The 19,313-nt window shown below is 72.0% G+C and carries 17 protein-coding genes; 3 read left to right on the forward strand and 14 right to left on the reverse strand.

The features are described 5' to 3' along the window. Nucleotides 1–7 precede the first annotated feature (7 nt). The 8 genes from ACFYXV_RS25350 to ACFYXV_RS25385 form a co-directional block, all read right to left on the reverse strand. Nucleotides 8–2,326 carry a molybdopterin oxidoreductase family protein gene (locus ACFYXV_RS25350; RefSeq protein ID WP_389384106.1) on the reverse strand — a complete coding sequence of 773 codons (2,319 nt, stop codon included), beginning with the start codon at nucleotides 2,324–2,326 and terminating at the stop codon, nucleotides 8–10. Further along, nucleotides 2,323–3,456 carry an MFS transporter gene (locus ACFYXV_RS25355; RefSeq protein WP_389384107.1) on the reverse strand — a complete coding sequence of 378 codons (1,134 nt, stop codon included), beginning with the start codon at nucleotides 3,454–3,456 and terminating at the stop codon, nucleotides 2,323–2,325. The genes ACFYXV_RS25350 and ACFYXV_RS25355 overlap by 4 nt, the downstream gene beginning before the upstream one ends. Nucleotides 3,457–3,636: 180 nt before the next feature. After that, a complete protein-coding gene (pflA, locus tag ACFYXV_RS25360; RefSeq protein ID WP_389384108.1) occupies nucleotides 3,637–4,422 on the reverse strand; it encodes a pyruvate formate-lyase-activating protein in 786 nt (261 codons plus the stop codon). A 134-nt stretch (nucleotides 4,423–4,556) separates the two neighbouring features. Further along, nucleotides 4,557–6,827: a formate C-acetyltransferase gene (gene pflB / locus ACFYXV_RS25365; RefSeq protein ID WP_389384109.1), complete on the reverse strand. Its 2,271-nt coding sequence runs from the start codon at nucleotides 6,825–6,827 to the stop codon at nucleotides 4,557–4,559. Nucleotides 6,828–7,033: 206 nt separating this feature from the next. Continuing rightward, nucleotides 7,034–7,975 (reverse strand): ABC transporter permease subunit, encoded by a 942-nt coding sequence (locus ACFYXV_RS25370; protein ID WP_389384110.1) that lies wholly within the window; start codon nucleotides 7,973–7,975, stop codon nucleotides 7,034–7,036. Then, nucleotides 7,972–8,859: an ATP-binding cassette domain-containing protein gene (locus ACFYXV_RS25375; protein WP_385472169.1), complete on the reverse strand. Its 888-nt coding sequence runs from the start codon at nucleotides 8,857–8,859 to the stop codon at nucleotides 7,972–7,974. Before ACFYXV_RS25375 ends, ACFYXV_RS25370 begins: the two co-directional genes overlap by 4 nt. Continuing rightward, nucleotides 8,856–9,245 carry a GntR family transcriptional regulator gene (locus tag ACFYXV_RS25380; protein ID WP_385472172.1) on the reverse strand — a complete coding sequence of 130 codons (390 nt, stop codon included), beginning with the start codon at nucleotides 9,243–9,245 and terminating at the stop codon, nucleotides 8,856–8,858. Before ACFYXV_RS25380 ends, ACFYXV_RS25375 begins: the two co-directional genes overlap by 4 nt. Nucleotides 9,246–9,334: 89 nt before the next feature. After that, nucleotides 9,335–10,759: a NarK family nitrate/nitrite MFS transporter gene (locus ACFYXV_RS25385; RefSeq protein ID WP_389384111.1), complete on the reverse strand. Its 1,425-nt coding sequence runs from the start codon at nucleotides 10,757–10,759 to the stop codon at nucleotides 9,335–9,337. A 195-nt stretch (nucleotides 10,760–10,954) separates the two neighbouring features. On the opposite strand from ACFYXV_RS25385, the gene ACFYXV_RS25390 reads away from it, so the two are divergent. Both ACFYXV_RS25390 and ACFYXV_RS25395 read left to right on the forward strand, forming a co-directional pair. Next, nucleotides 10,955–12,109 carry a low temperature requirement protein A gene (locus ACFYXV_RS25390; protein WP_389384112.1) on the forward strand — a complete coding sequence of 385 codons (1,155 nt, stop codon included), beginning with the start codon at nucleotides 10,955–10,957 and terminating at the stop codon, nucleotides 12,107–12,109. 67 nt (nucleotides 12,110–12,176) lie between these two features. Next, nucleotides 12,177–13,445, forward strand: coding sequence for a cytochrome P450 (locus tag ACFYXV_RS25395; protein ID WP_389384113.1), 1,269 nt, complete (start codon nucleotides 12,177–12,179; stop codon nucleotides 13,443–13,445). Between the two features lie 89 nt (nucleotides 13,446–13,534). Here the strand turns inward: ACFYXV_RS25395 and ACFYXV_RS25400 are convergent, their stop codons facing one another. Together ACFYXV_RS25400 and ACFYXV_RS25405 are read right to left on the reverse strand one after the other, a co-directional pair. Next, nucleotides 13,535–14,026: a DUF5949 family protein gene (locus tag ACFYXV_RS25400; protein ID WP_359169438.1), complete on the reverse strand. Its 492-nt coding sequence runs from the start codon at nucleotides 14,024–14,026 to the stop codon at nucleotides 13,535–13,537. 56 nt (nucleotides 14,027–14,082) lie between these two features. Then, nucleotides 14,083–14,685 carry a hypothetical protein gene (locus tag ACFYXV_RS25405; protein WP_385472185.1) on the reverse strand — a complete coding sequence of 201 codons (603 nt, stop codon included), beginning with the start codon at nucleotides 14,683–14,685 and terminating at the stop codon, nucleotides 14,083–14,085. Between the two features lie 162 nt (nucleotides 14,686–14,847). Between ACFYXV_RS25405 and ACFYXV_RS25410 the strand changes: the two genes are divergently transcribed. Further along, nucleotides 14,848–15,288, forward strand: coding sequence for a DUF6299 family protein (locus tag ACFYXV_RS25410; RefSeq protein ID WP_389384114.1), 441 nt, complete (start codon nucleotides 14,848–14,850; stop codon nucleotides 15,286–15,288). Nucleotides 15,289–15,322: 34 nt separating this feature from the next. On the opposite strand, the gene ACFYXV_RS25415 is transcribed toward ACFYXV_RS25410, so the two are convergent. The 4 genes from ACFYXV_RS25415 to ACFYXV_RS25430 form a co-directional block, all read right to left on the reverse strand. Further along, nucleotides 15,323–15,502, reverse strand: a complete 180-nt coding sequence (locus ACFYXV_RS25415) for a hypothetical protein (protein ID WP_383337945.1) — start codon at nucleotides 15,500–15,502, stop codon at nucleotides 15,323–15,325. A gap of 89 nt (nucleotides 15,503–15,591) precedes the next feature. Continuing rightward, on the reverse strand, nucleotides 15,592–17,679 hold the full coding sequence (locus tag ACFYXV_RS25420; RefSeq protein ID WP_385472215.1) for a SpoIIE family protein phosphatase: 2,088 nt from the start codon (nucleotides 17,677–17,679) through the stop codon (nucleotides 15,592–15,594). Nucleotides 17,680–17,693: 14 nt separating this feature from the next. Continuing rightward, nucleotides 17,694–17,993 carry a hypothetical protein gene (locus ACFYXV_RS25425; protein WP_389384115.1) on the reverse strand — a complete coding sequence of 100 codons (300 nt, stop codon included), beginning with the start codon at nucleotides 17,991–17,993 and terminating at the stop codon, nucleotides 17,694–17,696. 18 nt (nucleotides 17,994–18,011) lie between these two features. Next, nucleotides 18,012–19,286, reverse strand: coding sequence for an NAD(P)-binding domain-containing protein (locus ACFYXV_RS25430; protein ID WP_389384151.1), 1,275 nt, complete (start codon nucleotides 19,284–19,286; stop codon nucleotides 18,012–18,014). Between the last annotated feature and the right edge of the window lie 27 nt (nucleotides 19,287–19,313).

The following is a 19,313-nucleotide window of genomic DNA, read 5'->3' on the forward strand; positions in this document are numbered from 1 at the left end:
GGCGGGGTCAGCTCCTCTCCGCCGTGCCACGCCCCTGCGGGGACGTGGGGGGCAGGCGGTCGGTGCGGGAGGCCTGGGCCTCCGGGTAGGCCTCGTGGCCCGGGGCCGTGGGAGGCGCGGGCACCTCGTCGACCCGCTCGGCGGCCTCGATCCGGGCGGCGCAGACCTTGTACTCGGGGATCTTCGAGCGGGGGTCGAGGGCGTCGATGGTCAGGGCGTTCGCGGCCGTCGGGACGGGCCAGTGGTACGGGATGAACACGGTGTCGGGGCGGATGGCCTCGGTGACCAGGGCCGGGAAGACCTCGCTGCCGCGGCGGGTGACCACCCGGACCGGGTCGCCGTTCCTGAAGCCGTGCGAGGGGTGGACCTCCACCCAGGGGCGGGGGGTCTGCTCGACGAGGGCGCCCAGGCGGCGGGTCTGGTTGCCGGAGAGGAAGTGCGCGACGGTGCGGCCGGTGGTGAGCGAGAGGGGGAATTCCTCGGTGTAGGCGTCCATGGGCGGATGCCATTCCACGACCTGGAGGTGGATCTTTCCGTCGGGGTGGTAGGTCCGGCCGTCCTCGAACAGCCGGGGCGTGCCCGGGTGCTCGGTGGACGGGCAGGGCCAGGCGATCCCGCCCGTCTCCTCCAGCCGGTCGTAGGTGATGCCGTAGTAGTCGTTGACCGTGCCGGCGGAGGCGATCCGCAGCTCCTCGAACACCTCGCGGGAGCCGGGGAACTCGAAGTGCGCTCCGGCGCCGAGTCTGCGGGCGAGCTCGCAGATGACCCAGGTGTCGGTGCGCACCCCGGCCGGGGGCTCCTGGGCCTTGTTGTGCTTGACCACGCGGGCCTCGGCGTTGGCCATCACGCCCTCGTCCTCGGCCCAGGTGGTGACGGGGAAGACGACGTGGGCGTTGGCCGCGGTCTCGGAGAGGAAGAAGTCGAACTGCGCGTGGAACTCGGCGGTGTCGTAGCCGTCCTTGACCACCGCGTAGTTGGGAAGGGAGACGAAGGGGTTGTTGCAGATGCCGATGAGGCCGCGGATCTCCCGCCGCTGCATCTGCCAGACCATCTCCATCATGGAGGTGCCGGCGCCGGGGAGTTCGGATTCCTCGATGCCCCAGATCCGGCAGATCTGCGCCCGGTGCTCCGGGTTGGTGATGGAGCGGCCGCCGGGGAGGAGGTCGGACTTCTGGCCGTGTTCGCGTCCGCCCTGGCCGTTGCCCTGGCCGGTGATGGTCCCGTAGCCGGCGCCGGGTTTGCCGATGTGGCCGGTGGCGACGCACAGGTTGATGACGGAGAGGCAGTTCTCGACGCCCTGGGAGTGGTGCTCGATGCCGCGGGCGTGCCAGGCCATGGCCTTGGCCGCACCGGCGAAGACGCGGGCGACCTGGACGATCTGCTCCGCGGGCACCCCGCAGATCTCGGCGGAGCGGGCGGGCGGGTACTGCGCGACGGTCGCCTTGACCTCGTCCCAGCCGGTGGCGTGGGCGGCGAGGTAGGCCTCGTCGGTCAGGCCCTCGGCGACGATCACGTGCAGGACGGCGTTGAAGAAGGCCGAGTCGGTGCCGGGCTTGATCGCGACGTGGATGTCGGCGGTGCGGGCGATGGCCGTCTCGCGCGGGTCGACCACGATCAGCGTGGCGCCCCGGTCCCGTGCCCCCCACAGGTACTGGGTCATCACGGGGAAGCACTCCCCCACGTTCGACCCGGCGATGAGCAGGCAGTTGGTGAGGAGGATGTCGGAGAAGGGGTTGCCGGCCCGGTCGATGCCGAAGGCGAGCTTGTTGGCGCCCGCGGCGCTGACCATGCACAGGCGGCCGTTGTAGTCGACGTGCTTGGTCTTCAGGGCGACCCGGGCGAACTTGCCGACCAGGTAGGTCTTCTCCGAGAACAGGCTGGCGCCGCCGAGCAGCCCGAACGCGTCGTTCCCGTAAGCGTCCTGGATGCGGCGGATCTCGGAGACGGTGAAGTCCAGGGCCTCGTCCCAGGAGCACTCCCGGAACTCCTCGTCCCGGGAGCGGCGCATGAGCGGGGCGGTGAGCCGGTCGGGGTGGTTGACCTGCTGGTAGGCGTTGATGCCCTTGGGGCACAGCCGCATCCGGTTGATGTCGTGGTTGCGGGGCTCCACGCCGAACACCTTGCCGCCGCGGTCCACGCGCAGGTACATCCCGCACTGCACCCCGCAGAAGCAGCAGTGGGTGGGGACGAGGGTCTCGCCGTTCTGGTCGGCGTGCCACCGGTCGGCCGGGATGCCGCCCGCGTCGCGGAAGTTGCGCGTGCCGGGCGGGGCGATCGACGGGTCGAGGGGCAGTGCGGCCGGCTTGGCGGGGTCCGTCGCGGTCACTTGAAGCCCTTCTTGACGTGCGCGAGGTACGCGTTGCCGCGCAGGACCCGCTTGCAGCGCGGGCAGTACTCGACGAAGGCGTTGAAGTCGAGCTTCAGGTCCTGCATCGTGCCGCGCAGGTTCTCGACGTACGGGGCGGTGTCGACGGGCTCTCCGCAGCGCTTGCAGGCGAAGACCTGCTCGTCCTGGCGGGCCGTGTACTTGAACAGCTGCATGCCGACGGCGGCCGGCCGCTGGACGATGTGGAAGAACTTCCCGAACGGGATGTAGATGAGGGTGAACACCACCGACACCATGTGCAGCAGTGCCAGGAACTCGTAGCCGCCGCCGTGCAGGAAGATCGACGAGAAGGTCAGCAGCAGCCCGGTCACCGAGATCACGATCAGGCAGATCAGCGGCAGCAGGTCGTAGGCGAAGCGCTGGCCGGTGATGGCCCCGCGGTCCTTCATCCGCCGCCACAGGAAGTACGAGGCCCCGGGGATGACCAGCGCGGCGGCGATGTCCAGGCCGTGGAACATCAGCCAGCCGACGAAGTTCAGCGCGTTGAAGCCGAGGATCTTGAAGCCCCAGATCCGCATCTCGTAGCCGGGTCCCGAGCCGGTGGAGGAGGTGAAGGTGAACCAGCCCCAGGTGAGCGGGAAGGTGATCGCCGCGGCCAGCAGGCAGCCCCAGAAGATCATCTGGTGGGCGGCCCAGCGCGAGCGCGAGCGGGCGCCCAGGAACTTCTGGAAGCCGAGGTAGGTGGCGATCATCCGCGGTACGGCGGTGGGGGCCTTGCGGAAGTTGGCGGCGGAGAAGAAGCTGCCGAAGCCCTTCTTGAACAGGCGCCGGGCGCCGGGCGCGGAGACCCAGACCGTGTACCGGTAGGCCACGCCGAAGGCGAGGAAGACGGTGGCGACGGCGTACGGCAGCAGCGCGGAGTCGAAGTCGCGCAGGAGCCGGCTGCCGAGCACGATCGCCGCGATCAGCAGCAGCGAGACGACCGTGCCGGCGAGCGTGGCCCGGGCGGTGACGGACGGTCCGGCCGGCGGGAGGGTCCCCGTCAGCGGCGGCGCGGCCGGGCGCGGAGGCACGGACGGGGGCGGGGGCGGGGGCGGCTCCGCGGCGAGGGCTTCTGAGGGCTCGGACACAGCACCACGCTAGGTGGTCTGTACCGATTAGGCCCGTTATGACGTATACGGGGGTGGGCTGGAAGAGTGAGCCTCCTGCAGACCCGCACGGCCCGCACGCCTACCCGCCTACACAGCTCGCACGCCTCGCTCGCCTCACACGCCTTGCTCGCCTCAGATGCCTCAGACGCCTCAGACGCCTCAGACGGCGGTCAGCCCGCGGGCCTCGAAGACCGCCCTGGCCCGCGCGACCTGCTCCGCCGTCGGCGACGGGGTGTCGTGCAGGGTGAACTCCTTGCCGAGCGCCTCCCACTTCCCCTCCCCCAGCTTGTGGAAGGGCAGTACGTCGACCCGCGCGACGTTGCCGAGGCCGGCGGCGAAGGCGGCGACGCCCTCGACGTTCTCCCGGGCGTCGGTCAGCCCCGGCACCAGCACGAAGCGCAGGTGCACCTCCTTGCCGAGGCCGGCGAGGCGGCGGGCGAAGTCCAGCGTCGGCCGGAGCGGCCGCCCGGTCACCTTCCGGTACGTCTCCCGGTCCCAGGACTTGACGTCCAGGAGGACGAGGTCCACATCGCGCAGCAGCGCGTCGGTGGCCCGTGCGCCGAGGAAGCCGGAGGTGTCCAGGGCGGTGTGCAGACCGAGCTCGTGCTTCATCCGGTGCAGCAGCTCGCCCGCGAAGACGGGCTGGAGCAGCGGTTCGCCGCCGGAGAGGGTGGCGCCGCCGCCCGAGGCCGTGATGAACCGCGTGTACTTGCGCGCCTCGGCGATGATCTCGTCCGCCGAGGTGCGCTTGCCGGCCCGCATCCGCCAGGTGTCGGGGTTGTGGCAGTACAGGCAGGTCAGCGGGCATCCGGAGAGGAAGGTGACGAAGCGGGTCCCGGGCCCGTCGACGCCGGTGGACAGGTCCCAGGAGTGCACCGAGCCCTCGCTGGGCCGGTGGGTCGCGGCAGCGGCCAGGGTGGTGGGGAGGGGAAGCAGGACGGTCATGGCGGGCACCCCTTGAGCTGTGTTCCGTCGTTTCTCGATCTCTGTGGGAGATCCTTGGCGGGCGGTCCGGAGCCGGATGAGGGCCGGCCCCGGACCGGCCCCGGACCGGCCCCCGGACCGCCCGTTCGCGTGGGTTACAGCGAGCCGTGGAAGGTGCGGTTCAGCACGTCGAGCTGCTGGTCCCTCGTGAGGCGGACGAAGTTCACCGCGTAGCCGCTGACCCGGATGGTCAGCTGCGGGTGGTTCTCCGGGTGTTCCATGGCGTCCCGCAGCACCTCGCGGTTGAGGACGTTGACGTTCATGTGGAAGCCGTCGCCGGCCATGTAGCCGTCGAGCACCCCCGCGAGGTTCTCGATCCGCTCCTCGGGGGTGCGGCCCAGTCCGTCGGGGGTGACCGTGTTGGTCAGCGAGATGCCGTCCTCGGCGTCCTCGTACGGCAGCTTCGCGACCGACAGTGCCGAGGCGACGTAGCCGTGGGTGTCGCGGCCGTTCATCGGGTTGGCGCCCGGGGAGAACGGCTCGCCGGCGCGGCGCCCGTCCGGGGTGTTGCCGGTCTTCTTGCCGTAGACGACGTTCGAGGTGATCGTCAGCACCGACTGGGTGTGCTCGGCGCCGCGGTACGTCGGGTGGCGGCGCACCTTGCGCATGAACTCCTCGACCAGCCGGACCGCGATGCCGTCGGCCCGGTCGTCGTTGTTCCCGTACGCCGGGTACTCGCCCTCGACGGTGTAGTCGACGGCCAGCCCGGTCTCGTCGCGGACCACGCCGACCCTGGCGTACTTGATGGCGGCCAGCGAGTCGGCGGCGACCGACAGGCCGGCGATGCCGCAGGCCATCGTGCGGCGCACGTCGCGGTCGTGGAGCGCCATCTCGAGGCGCTCGTACGCGTACTTGTCGTGCATGTAGTGGATGACGTTCAGCGCGTGGACATAGGTGTCGGCGAGCCACTCCATCTGCGTGTCGAACTTGGCCATGACCTCGTCGTAGTCGAGGACGTCCGCGGTGATGGCGCCGCTCGCCGGGCCGACCTGGGCGCCGGACTTCTCGTCCCGGCCGCCGTTGATCGCGTACAGCAGGGTCTTGGCGAGGTTCACCCGGGCGCCGAAGTACTGCATCTGCTTGCCGACCGGCATCGCGGACACGCAGCAGGCGATCGCGGTGTCGTCGCCGAAGCGCGGGCGCATCAGCTCGTCGGACTCGTACTGCACCGACGAGGTGTCGATCGAGACCCGGGCGCAGAACTCCTTGAAGCCCCGCGGCAGCCGCGGCGACCAGAGGACGGTCATGTTCGGCTCGGGGGCCGGGCCCAGGTTGTAGAGGGTCTGGAGGTAGCGGAAGGAGGTGCGGGTGACCAGCGGGCGCCCGTCCTCTCCCATGCCGGCGATGGACTCGGTGACCCAGGTCGGGTCGCCGGAGAACAGCTGGTCGTACTCGGGCGTGCGCAGGAAGCGCACGATCCGGAGCTTGATGATGAAGTCGTCGACGAGCTCCTGCGCCTGCTCTTCCGTCAGGAGGCCGGCCTCGATGTCGCGCTGGAGGTAGACGTCGAGGAAAGTGGAGGTCCGGCCGAGCGACATGGCCGCGCCGTTCTGCTCCTTCACGGCGGCCAGGTACGCGAAGTACAGCCACTGGACGGCCTCGCGGCCGGTGCGCGCGGGGGCGGAGACGTCGTGGCCGTACGAGGCGGCCATCGCCTTGAGCTCGGCGAGCGCGCGGATCTGCTCGGCGAGCTCCTCGCGCAGGCGGATCGTCTCCTCCAGCGGGCGGGGGCTCGCGGAGAGGGAGTTCAGCTCCTCCTTCTCCTCCTTCTTGACCGCGATGAGGCGGTCGACGCCGTACAGGGCCACGCGGCGGTAGTCGCCGATGATGCGGCCGCGGCCGTACGCGTCCGGCAGCCCCGTGACGACGCCGGCCTTGCGGGCGGCCCGGATCTCGGGGGTGTAGGCGTCGAAGACACCGGCGTTGTGCGTCTTGCGGTACTGCGTGAAGACCTTCTCCAGCTCCTCGGAGACCGGGTAGCCGTACGTCTCCAGGGCGCCGGCGACCATGCGCCAGCCGCCGTTGGGCATGATCGCGCGCTTGAGCGGGGCGTCGGTCTGGAGGCCGACGATCAGGTCCTTGTCGCGGTCGATGTAGCCGGGCGCGTGCGCGGTGATGGTCGACGGGATGTCGTACGCGACGTCCAGGACGCCCTTCTCGCGCTCCTCGGGGAACCTGTCCGCGACGGCCTTCCACACGGCGGTGGTACGGGGGGTGGGGCCGGCCAGGAACTCGTCGCCGCCCTCGTACGGCGTGTAGTTCTGCCGGATGAAGTCGCGGACGTCGATGGCGTCGCGCCACAGACCGCCCCTGAAGCCCTCCCAGGCCTCGCCGTTCGTCGTGGTCTCCGCAGGAGTGACAGTCATGGCCGGCACCTTCTTCCGTCGCATCATCGCTTGACTCCATTGCACGCCGTTTGATCGATCATCTGGCGCCGCATTGGTCCCGATCCGACGTCCGAAGGTCCCGCACCCTCACCGGCCATCCGGGTCGACACCACCTCCCACCTGGTGTTTCATCCGGGCCGAAAGTCCACGGCGCAGCTTGTGAAGATCTTCACAAGAGCCGGGTCTCAGCCCTGCCGGGTGCGCACGAGCCGGAAGGCGGCGTAGAGGAGCACGGCGGCCAGGGCCAGCACGAGGGAGGTTTCGATGAGCTGCGTGGGCCAGTAGTGCGAGACCGGGTGGAAATCGGCGTACCGGCCGATGACGTTCATGTCGGCGGGGCAGGCGTTCATGTTCCCGGTCCGCTCGAAGCAGGCGTACATCGGCAGGCGCCCGCCCGTGGCGGTGACGAGTCCCGAGTCCATCAGCAGGGACGAACCCGGCTGTCCTCCGGCCGCGCTCCCGCGGGGGAAGGGCGTGATCACCGTCCGCACCGGGAGGAACGACCACCGCAGGGCGCCGAGGGCCAGCAGCATCAGGCCGACGAGGAGGCCGGTGACGGCCATGGCGGCGAGGGTGCGCCGCACCAGCTGGCCCACGAGGACTCCGGCGGCCACACCGAGCAGGCAGTAGGCGGCGAGCACCGGACCCCCCGCCTCGTAGGGCCCGCGGTCCGCCCAGTGGAGCTGATAGGTGCCGTACACCCGGACCCAGCCCAGGCGGTAGACGCCGGCCAGTGCGGCCGAGCCGAGTACGCAGACCCCCGCCGCCACCAGGACCTTCGCGCCGAGCCACGCCCTCGCCGTCGTCGACTGGGAGAGGGCGAGCCGCCACGTGCCGCTCTCCAGCTCGCGAGCGGTCATCGGGCCGGCCACGAAGGCCCCCACCAGCATCGGCAGGAACAGCAGCGCCGTGCCCGCCGACTGCATGGAGAGCCGCAGCAGGTCGTACCAGCGGTCCGGGGGCGGGGGCACGAGGGACGACGGGTCGGAGTACGGGTCCCCCGCCCCCGTGCGCAGGGCGACCACCGCGGCGAGGCTCGCGGCCACGACGGCCGGTATCGCCCACAGCACGCGCCGGTGCTGGCGGGCGGTGACCCAGTACGGGCCCTTCAGCGTCAGCGCGCTCATGCCCGCACCCCCGCACTCGCGAGGGAGTCGTCGATGGCGAACGACGGGGCGTCGGGCGAACGCAGATGGGCGAGCAGGAGCTCCTCCAGCGAGGGGTGCACCGCCTCCCAGGTCCGGCCGTCGACGGGGCCCCGCGGCCGCACCAGCGCGGTGATCCGGCGGCCCGTGGTGCGGGTCTCGACGACGGTGTGCGGGGCGAGTTCGGCGCGGGCGGCGACGGGGCCGGTGAGCAGCCGGTGGGCGGCCTGGAGCTCGTCCATGGGGCCGTTGAGGCGGATCCGGCCGCCGTCGACGAGGACGAGGTGGTCGCAGACGCCCTCCAGCTCGGTGAGGATGTGCGAGGACATCACCACGGTGGTGCCGTTCTCGGCGGCGTCGGCCATCAGGGCGCCCATCAGACGGTGTCGGGCGAGCGGGTCGAGGTCGGCCATCGGCTCGTCCAGGAGCAGCAGGCCGGGGCGCTTGCCGAGGGCCAGCGCCAGGGCGACGCGGGTGCGCTGGCCGCCGGAGAGGGTGCGGATCCTGGTGCCCGGGTCGAGCTCCATTCCCGCCACGATCCGCTCCGCCGCCCTCGCGTCCCAGCGGCCGGGGTTGAGCTCGCGGCCCATGCGCAGGGTCTCGGCGAGGGTGAACTGCGGGTAGAGGGGCTTGTCCTGCCCCACGTAGGCCAGTGCCTCGGGCGGCGCCGTGCGCAGCGTGCCCTCCGTGGGGAGGGCGAGCCGGGCCAGGAGGGTCAGCAGCGTCGATTTCCCGGCCCCGTTGGGACCGACGAGCGCGCACACCCGTCCTTCGCTCAGCCGTAAGGAGCAGTCGCGCAGCGCCCAGCCTCCCCGGCGTCCGTGGCGCAGGCCGAGGCCCTCCGCCTCGATCACGGTTTCCGTCATGAGTCGCCGTCCCCCTTGAATTGCTGTTCCAGTACGGATGCGAAGAGCGCCGCGACGTCGTCCCGTTCCATCCCGGCCCCCCGGGCCCGCCGTGCCCAGTCCGCGAGTTCCTCGACCAGCGGAGAGTCGGCCGGGGCGCTGCCCAGGGACCTCCGGATGAAGGTGCCGAGGCCCCGCTTCGCCTCGACGAGCCCTTCGCGTTCCAGCTCGCGGTACGCCTTGAGCACGGTGTTCGGGTTGATGGCGGTGGCCTCGACGACCTCGCGCGCGGTCGGCAGTTTGTCGCCGGGCTCCAGCAGGCCCAGGCGCAGCGCCTGCCTGGTCTGCTGGACGATCTGGAGGTACGTGGCGATGCCGCTGCGCCGGTCGATGCGGTACTCCAGCACGCCAACACCACCCTTTCACTAGGCAAGTAGTGAAAGGGTGGTGCAGGTCCCGCTCCGTGTCAACCCGCCCCGCCACGGCGGGAGTCGGCCTAGCTGGGGGCCTCCGCGCCCTTGCGGGCGTAGAACCACCAGGCCACCGCCACGCAGCTGGCGTAGAAGCCCACGAATCCCCACATGGCGCCGGTCACCGGGAAGTTGGCGAACATCGCCGGGATGAAGAAGAAGCCGTACGCCGCGATCGCCGCCGTGAAACCGGTGACCGCGCCCGACTCGATCTCCGCCTGCTTCAGCGCGGCCGCGTACTGCGGCGTGCCCTCCGTCAGGCCCTTCAGGTGCTGGCCCCGGAAGATGACCGGGATCTGGCGGAACGTCGAGCCGTTGCCGATGCCCGAGAAGAAGAAAGCCGACAGGAAGCAGAGGAAGAAGCCGGGGAAGGAGCCCTGGTCCGAGCCCGCGGGGAGGAAGGTGATCACGCCGATGATCGAGCCGGCCATGCCCAGGAAGGACAGGATCGTCACCCGGGCGCCGCCGAGCCTGTCGGCGATCCAGCCGCCCGCCCAGCGGGCGAGGGCGCCCAGCGCCGGGCCCATCCAGGCGTACGTCGCCACCGAGTACGCCGGGAAGGTCGTCTTGATCAGCAGCGGCAGGGCCGCCGCGAACCCGATGAAGGAGCCGAACGTGCCGACGTAGAGCCAGGTCATCAGCCAGTTGTGCTTGCGCTTGAAGATGACCTTCTGCCGGCTGAAGGGGGTGGAGGCCACCTTCAGGTCGTTCTGCCCGAACCAGGCGACCGCGGCGAGCACGACGAGGACCGGGATCCAGACGAACGCCGCGTTCTGGAGGTAGATCTCCGAGCCGTTCGCCTTCTTCTGGCCCGCTCCGATCGCCAGCACGGACGAGGTGATCAGGATCGGGGTGAGCAGCTGGACCACCGAGACCCCGAGGTTGCCCAGGCCGCCGTTGATGCCGGTCGCGTTGCCCTTCTCCTGCTTGGGGTAGAAGAAGCCGATGTTGGCGAGCGAGGAGGAGAAGTTCGCGCCGCCGATGCCGCACAGCGCGGCGATCGCGATCATCGTGGCGTACGGGGTGTCCGGGTTCTGCACGGCGAAGCCCAGCCACAGCAGCGGTCCGACCAGCACCACCGTCGAGATCGCCGTGAACCGGCGCTGGCCGATCATCGGCCCGAGGAAGGTGTAGAGGATCCGCGCCGTACCGCCGGTGATGCCCGGAACGGCCGTCAGCCAGAACAGCTGCGACTGGCTGAAGCCGAAGCCGACGTCCTTCAGGTTCGTCGCCGTGATGCTCCAGACCTGCCAGACCACGAAGGCCACGAGCAGGGCCGGCACCGCGATCCACAGGTTGCGGGTGGCGACCCGCTTGCCCGTGGTCCGCCAGAAGGACGGATCCTCGGGCGTCCAGTCCGTGATGGTGCGGCCGGGGCGGTACTGCGCCGGATCGGGCGCCTGCGCGCGGCGGCCCGTCTCCGTGCGCAGATCCTGCGTGGCGGAACTCATGGCATGTCCTGGGTGTTTGAGAAGACTCCTGAGGGTCCTGACCCCTCCAGGCTCCGTCCCGCCCGCCCCCCGGCATCAGAGGAGAACGTCGCGCGGCCGGCAAGGACAAGGTCCCGTCGCCCACAGTGCGTAGGTCTGGGACCCCGACCGCGCGCCTCGCCTGCCGTCCGGCGCAAGGCTGCTGTCCTGTGCGGCATGACGTACGTACCGATGACCTCCCGCAGCAGGCACGAGAGCCACCGGGCCTCGACCCCGCTGGAGCTCTTCTTCGACCTCTGCTTCGTCGTCGCCGTCGCGCAGGCCGGCCGGCAGCTGGTCCACGCGCTCGCCGAGGGCCATGTCGGCGACGGCATCACCGGCTACCTCTTCGTGTTCTTCGGGGTGTGGTGGGCCTGGATGAACTTCACCTGGTTCGCCTCCGCCTACGACGTCGACGACGTGCCGTACCGGATCGCGACCCTCGTGCAGATCGCCGGTGTGCTCATCTACGCGGCCGGGATCCCGCGCGCCTTCAACGACAACGACTGGACGATCTGCGTCCTCGGCTACGTGGTGATGCGCCTCGCGCTCACCGTGCAGTGGCTGCGCGCCGCCGCCGGGGAGCAGGGGGCCGCCCGGCGCACCGCGCTCACGTACGCGATCGGCCTGCTGGTCTGCCAGGCCGGCTGGGTGGCGCTGCTCGCCGCCCCCGAGCACTCCCGCAGGTGGCTGTTCCTGATCCTGGTGCTGATCGAGCTGCTGATCCCGGCCGTCGCCGAGCGCAGCTACCAGACCCACTGGCACCCGCACCACATCGCCGAGCGGTACGGCCTGTTCACCATCATCGTGCTCGGCGAGACCATCGCCGCCAGCACGGTCGCGGTCCAGTCGGCGATCGACGAGCACGAGGCGCTGGGCGAGCTGCTGCCGATCGCCGCCGGCGGGCTGCTGCTGGTCTTCGCGGCCTGGTGGATCTACTTCGCCGTCCCCGCGCACGACCGGCTGAGGGGCAACCGCGAGGCCATCCCGTGGGGGTACGGGCACTACGTGATCTTCGCCGCGGCCGCGGCCATCGGGGCCGGCCTCGAAGTGGCGATCGAGCACGCCGTCGGCAAGGCCCACGTCTCGGCGCTGTCCGCCAATCTCTCGGTGTGCGTTCCGGCGGCTCTCTTCCTCGCATTCGTCTGGCTCCTGCACTCCCGCCACTTCAAGCGGGGCACGGCCCAGCAGCTGGTGCTGCCGCTCACGGCGGCGGCGATCCTCGCCTGCGCGTGGGCCGGTCCGCAGGCGGTGCTGTGGGCGGGGCTGGTCGCCTCGGCCTCCGTCGCGGTGGGCGTGACCTTGGCCGACCGGGCGCGTTCTGGTGCGTGAGGACGGCGGGCGCCGCGGCCGCGGCGGCCGCGGCGAGCGAGCGCGCCGGCGACAGGGAGAAGAAACGATGAAGGTCCCGGTACAGCGGTACGCGGACACGGGCTCGGCGGTGGCGGAGTACGGGGAGCTCGCCGACCCGGCGTTCTGGCAGCAGCCCCCGGCGGCGCGCCTCGCGGCGTTCGCCCGGCTGCGGGCCCTGGACTCGCCGGTCTACGTGCCCGAGGGCAAGGGGCGCGGCCACTGGGCCCTCGTGCGGCACGCGGACGTGCAGGAGGCGAGCCGGCTCCCCAAGGTGTTCGCCAGCGCGCCCGGGGTGACCACGCCCGAGCCGGCCCGGTGGGTGCGGGCGCTGTTCGGGGACTCGATGGTCAACCTGGACGGCGCGGACCACGCGCAGCTGCGCAAGATCGTGCAGCGGGCGTTCACACCGCGGCTGCTGGCGGCGGCCGAGGCGGACATCCACGCGGTGGCCGCCCGGATCGTGGACGACGTACTGGTGCGGGAGCCCGACGAGTTCGTCTCGGCCGTGTCCTCCCGGCTGCCGCTGGAGGTCATCTGCAACATGATGGGGATCCCGGAGCGCCACCGCGCCGAGATCGCCGACCGCGTCAACCACGCCTCGGAGAACATCGGCGTCGAGCGGGGCCTGGCCGCCCGGCTGCGGATGCCCGGGCGCGGGCTTCGGGCGCTGGCCAGGATGCAGCGGATGGTCGCGGGCATCGGCCGGGAGCGGCGCAAGAACCCGACGGACGACCTGATCTCGGCGCTGGTCTGCGCCGATGTGGACGGACAGGCCCTGAACGCCCGCCAGCTCGGAGCGTTCTTCTCGCTGCTGATGGTGGCCGGGGTGGAGACCACCCGCAACGCGATCACCCACGGGCTGAGCCTGCTGACCGACCACCCCGCCCAACGGGACCTGCTGCTGGAGGACTTCGAGACGTACGCGGACGGCGCGGTGGACGAGATGATCCGCCACTCGACGCCGATCATCCAGTTCCGCCGGACCGTCGCCGCCGAACACACCCTGGGCGGCCACCTGTTCCACCCCGGCGACAAGGTGGTGCTGTACTACGCCTCCGCCAACCGCGACGAGGCCGTCTTCCCCGACCCCGACGCCTTCGACATCACCCGCTCGCCCAATCCGCACCTGGGCTTCGGCGGCGGCGGCCCGCACTTCTGCCTCGGCGCGCACCTGGCCCGGGTGGAGATGAAGGCCCTGTTCCGCGAGCTGCTGACCCGGCCGGTCGGACTGCGGGCGGTGGGGCTCCCGGACCTGGCGGGCTCGAACTTCGACAACCGGGTCCGCTCGCTCAAATTCGCCTTCGAACGCCCCTGAGGGGCGCGCCGGCCACCGGGCGGGCTGGGGGCCCGGCGGCCGGAGCTGGAGGGGATCCGCGGGAGTGCTCACGCGCGGCCGGAAGAGCCCTACTGCAGGCGGCGCACCGCGAGCACGCAGTGGGCGCTGCCCGTGAGCACGGACTCGTCGCCCGCGAACTCCTGAAGGGTCTTCGGGTCGACCGGCTGGCCCGGGACGGCCTCGGGCCAGGCGCGCGTGGCGAAGAGGAAGTAGGCCTGGCCGCTCTCGTTGGCCGCGGCGACCCACTCGTCCGGGGCCGTGCAGGTCGCGTTCAGCCCCGGCAGGGTCAGCGCGACCTGGTTGTCCGCGAGCACGATCTGCACGGGGAAACCGGCCGGGTTGCGGGTGCCGTCCATGACCACGTCACCGATGGGCAGGCCGATCTCCTCCAGCAGCCCGCGGGCGGCGGTCTCGCCGGCCTCCCGCCCCTGCGGCCCGTCGCCGAGGGTGTAGGCGAGCAGGTACGGGATGTCGTGGCCCTCGGCGGGGTCGCCGATCCATGCGAGCACCGAAAGGGTGCCGAGATGGGACCGGTCGGTTTCGGCTTGAGTTGAAGTCATGCGCCGCACCCTAGTGCTCTCTCCGCCGACCCTTTCCGGCCTTTCACCCGGGCGGGCTAGACGGCCCAGAATCCCTCTGCGGAATTCGCCTGCATGTTCGCGTCCTGGTACTGGAGCCGCACGATGCGCGCCTTTTCCGGAATTTCGAACACCACCCACCCCTCGGCCCGCTGGCCGACGGCGAGGGAATCGAAGACGAGGGGTTTTCCGGTGGTCAGTTCACCGGTCGGCACCACCCGGTGGCGCCCTCCCGCGCTGTCGTACGCCCACATGTGCCCCAGTTCCCCGTACGAGTCCCCGCCGACGTTGACGAACGACATCGAGGCGGCCACCCAGCGCTTGCCCGCGGGCGGGGCGTAGTTCTTCTCGACGCTGACCGCGGGGTCGACGTACGCGTTGAGCACGGCCTGCAGGTGCCGGCCCATCTGACGGCCGCGCACCCGTACGGCATCACCCACATGGGCGTCCTTCGAGGCGGCCCGGGCCGCCCCCGGGGCCGCCGGATCCTCCCCGGCCCCCGGCACCCCGTCGTCCACCGGGACGGCGGGCGCCGCGGCGGGGGCGAGCGCGGGCCCCTCGGGGGTGCCGGAGCAGGCTGTGGCACCGAACAGCAGGACGGGCAGGAGAGCGGCGGCGAGGACGGAAGCGGACTGGCGCATGGCTGATCCCTTCGGGGACCTTCGGGAGGTATTCCGGCCAGTCTCACGCGCCCGAGCGGGAAATTGCACACACCGACACGAGTGTGCGGAAGGAGTTGCCCGCCATCTGCCAGCACAATGCGTTTCGGCGCTTTTGTGCCGACCCACCCCCATGGAGGATTCATGCGAGTTTCCACCCGCCGCCTGGCCGTGACGGCGCTTTCCGCACTGGCCGCCACCACCGCGTTCACCGCCCCGGCGGACGCCCGTTCCCACCAGAATGCGATTTCCGTACAGGACGTCGGCCACCTTTCCGGAGGCGACCGCGTCACCCTTTACGGGACCTACGTGTGCACGCCCTCGTCACCCCGTGGAGTGCAAATCCAGGTCACGCTCACCCAGGACTCCACCCGCCTGGGCTTCGGCGGCGAGGAGGCCGTGTGCGACGGACAGGAGCACGACTGGTCCGCGTCCGCCCCACTGGAACTGGTGCACCTGCACCGGGGTGCGGCCGGTGCGGAGGCCAGGCTCCAGGCGGCGAGCCTGAACTCCGGGTTCAGCGTGCGCGTGTCCTACCTGGCGCAGGCCGAGCGGGACGTCGTCCTGGAGGAGAAGCACCGCTGAGCGCCCGTTCCCGGCCGGTGGGCGGCGCCCGCCGCTACCTGCAGGCGGGGGCCACGCCGGTCATCGACATGAACGCGACCGTCCGGCAGCCGGGATCCGTCTGCGGGCGCCCGGCCGCACGGTGCACGGCCGCCGGTACGCCGGCGGACAGCAGGAGCAGCCCGAGGAGAGCGGTCGCCGCCCCCTTGCCCGGCCGCTTGTTCAGCCGGTGCACGGCGGGATCCCGGTCCGTGTGGTCGTCCGTTCCATGGACGGCATCATCACTCCGGCCCCGGCATCCCACAACTCGGGGTGACCACACGGTCACCCCATGCCGCGTACGCTGCCCGCGACGTCGAACTCGCACCACACCGCCTTGCCGTCGCCCCGGGACTCCACGCCCCAGTGCGTGGCCAGCGCGTCCACCAGCAGCAGCCCGCGCCCGGTGGTCGCCGCCTCGCCCGGGGTGCGCCGGCGCGGCCAGACGCTGGAGCGGTCCTTGACCCACAGCCGGATCCGCCGGACCGGCTCCGGCAGCACCTCCATGGTCAGCACCGCCCCGCCGTCCGTGTGCAGCAGGGCGTTGACCAGCAGCTCCCCGGCGGCCAGTTCCACATCGTCGGCGAGGTCCGGCATGCCCCAGTCGCGCAGGGCCTGGCGCAGGGCGTAGCGGGCCTCCGAGAGCCCCTCCGGGTCCGCCTGGTGGATGTACTGGTGGATCCGCGGAGCCCGGTGGGTGCCCGGGTCGGGCGCCCGGCGCAGCACGAGCAGGGCCACGTCGTCCCCGGAGCCCCAGCGTTCCCAGAGCCGGTCCGACAGGTGGTCGGCGAGCGCCCCCGCCTCGTGCGGGCCGCTGCGCACGGCGTGCGCCAGGGCCTCCATGCCCTGGGTGATGGCGGTGCCGGGCTCCTCCACCAGGCCGTCGGTGCACAGCACCAGCGTCTCCCCGGGGACCAGGTCGAGCCGGGTCTCGGGGAAGTCCTCCTGTTCGAACACCGAGGCCAGCCCGAGCGGCAGTCCGCCCCGTACGTTGGGCCAGCCCGTACGCCCGTCCGTGTGCCGGATCAGCGGCCCGAGGTGGCCCGCGCGGACCGCTCGTACGCCGCCGGTCTCCAGGTCCACCTGCGCGTACATGCAGGTCGCGAAGCGCTCGGTGTCCAGTTCCGCGAGGAAGCGGGAGGCCCGGGCCAGGACGGTGGACGGCGGATGGCCCTCCCCCGCGTACGCCCGCAGCGCGATCCTCAGCTGGCCCATGATCGCGGCCGCGTGCGTGTCGTGGCCCTGTACGTCGCCCACGACGATGCCCACCCGGTCGCGGGGCAGCGCGATCACGTCGTACCAGTCCCCGCCGACCTCCCGCCCGCTCCACGCGGAGTGATAGCGCACCGCGATCTCCCCGCCGCTGATCTCGGGGATCCGGCGCGGCAGCATCGAGGCCTGCAGTCCCGTGGCGAACTCCCGCTCCTGGTCGAACAGGAGCGCCCGCTGGAGGGACTGCGCCACGATGCCGGCCAGGCCCAGGCAGAGGTTGCGCTCCTCCGGGCTGAACTCGGTGCGCCGCCGGTAGAACAGCACCAGCCCGCCGATGGCCTTGGCCTGCGCGATCAGCGGCAGGTAGGCGGCGGCGTCGAACCGGATCCGGCTCAGGTAGTCCGCGAGCAGCGGGAACTCCCCCGCCAGTTCGGCCAGGGAGGTGACGAACCGCGCCTTGCGGGTGAGCACCGCCTGCGACAGCGGCAGCGAGCCGTCCAGCCGGGTGAACCGCCGCTCGCTGAGGATCTCCAGCGACTCCCCGCTCAGCGCGATGATCTTGATGGCGCCGTTCTCGACCAGCCCCAGGGCCAGCCCGTCGGCGCCGAGGCGTTCCAGCGCCCCCGCGCCGGTCAGCGTGGCCGTGACGTCGTCGACCGTCACCGCCCGCGACAGGGCCTCCGTCGTCCGCTGCACGATGGCGGCCTGCTGGGCCCGCGCCGTCTCCAGCTTGCGCAGCACGGTGGCGTGCGCGAGCTCGGCCGTGGCGTCCCGGACGATCCCGACGATCCGCAGGGGCCGGCCACCGGCGTCCCGCTGGATCCGGCCCTGCGTGTGCGTCCACTGGTCGACGCCGTCGCGCCGCTGCACGGTGAAGTACGAGCCGTACGTCTCCGTGCCGCCGTCCAGGGCGGCCTGCGTGGCCTCCGCCAGCCGGGCGCCGTCGTCGGCCGGGATCCGCAGCCCCAGCCCCTCCGGGGTGTCGTCGAACTCCTCCCGCTCCAGGTCGAAGACCACGAGCCCGGACTCGTCCAGCGTCAGCGTCCCCGCCTCAAGGTCCCACTCGAAGCTGCCCATGCCGTTCAGCGCGAGCCGCTCGCCGGGGCCCGTCACGGGGTCCCGGCTGCCCTGCCCGGATCTGTCGCGCTCCGCCGCTGCCACGAGAGACACACCACCTAACGGCCGGGCCAGCACGGCTGGGAGATCAGCCGCTCCCACTCCTCGTCAGGATGCCCCGGAAGGGTGCGCCCGGCCTCCTGCCAGCGCCTGACGAGGGAGAGGTAGATCGTCGGCTGGTCCGGGGCGGCGTGTCCGGGAGGGGTGTGGGCGCCGGGGGCGTACGGCGAGGGGGCGGCCCTGGTCACGGGCCTGGACGCCGGCCTCGCGGCAGGCCCGGCCGCGCCGGGCTGCTCCGCCCGGCTCGCGGGAATGCGCACCCAGCCACGGCCGCCCTGTGCTCGCTGCTCCGCACTCATCGCGGACCCCTCTCGACCTCACCGCAGAGACGTCTTCGGATGCCCGGCACCGGCCCGGTCGGGCCGTACGGTCCCGGTGGAGCCCGTCGGCCTGCCCCGGGCACCGAGACGCTTTCGCACTCCTGTGACCAGTCTCCCCGCCGTGAACCCCGCACCGTGCACGAATCGCATGGAAGGGCCGAATGAGGGAGCCGTCAGCAGCCCCGCGAAGAACAGACCCGGCCACGAGGACTCGAAGCCGGCGCCGAGCTCCGGCGTACCGCTGTCCCCGACGGTCTCGAGGACGGCCCGCAGCCGGGCGTCCAGCAGCTCCAGGCGCCCCAGGTGCGGGGTGAACCCGGTGGCCGAGACCACGTGCGCGACGTCCAGTACGACCGACTCCCCGGACGGCGCCGTCAGCCCGAGCCGGGTCCGCTCGCCCACCGCCGCCGCGCGGTGCAGGCGGTGCCCCAGCAGCGCCGGCACGCTCCGCTCGAAGCGGTCCCGCAGCCACCAGGCCCCTGCCGGCCCGAGCGCGGTCGCCGCGATGCGCTCCCGGGTCGGCGCGGGCAGCCGGCGCACCGCCCACGGCAGCTCCGACCAGGCCCAGCTGCGCCAGCCGGTGCCGAGGCCGCTGTGCGGTTCGCGCAGGGCGCGCAGCAGCGGGCGCTCCAGCGGCTGGGGCACGGTGTTCCAGTTCAGCCGGGACCGGCGGGCGACCAGGCAGGGCCGGGCACCGTTCTCCGCCAGCAGTGCGGCGGTCTCCAGGGCCGCCTGCCCGGCTCCGATCACCGCGACCTCCCGGCCGGCGAACCGGGACAGGTCGCGGTGGCCGCTGCTGTGCGAGCAGTGCCCGGGCGGCAGCTCCCGCAGCGGCTCGGGGAGGTGGACGAACGGCATCACCCCGACGGCGAGCGCGACCGTACGGGCGAGCAGCGGCGGCCCCTCGGCGGTGCGCACCAGGAAGCCGTCGCCCTGCGGGCAGACCTCGGTGACCGTCACCTCCTCCACCTCGGGGACGGCGTGCCGGGCGAACCACATGCCGTACGAACTGAACACGTCGATCGGGAGCGGGCTGCCGTGCTCGGCCGCCGGCCCGCGGCCGGCGCAGTACGCGGCGAGGGTGTGCCGGCCGCCGGGCGCGGACAGGTTGGAGGACCAGGGCTCCGACTTCAGGTACATGCCCTCGGGCATGTGGTCCCGCCACGAGGCCATGGGGCGCCCGAGCACCCGTACGCCGAGCCCGGCCGCGGCCGCGTGCGCGGCGATCGACAGCCCGTAGGGCCCTGCGCCGACCACGACGAGATCGTTGATCCGCGTCACTGCTGTCCCTCCACTCTC

Source organism: Streptomyces sp. NPDC002181 (assembly GCF_042890485.1).
GTDB lineage: Bacteria > Actinomycetota > Actinomycetes > Streptomycetales > Streptomycetaceae > Streptomyces.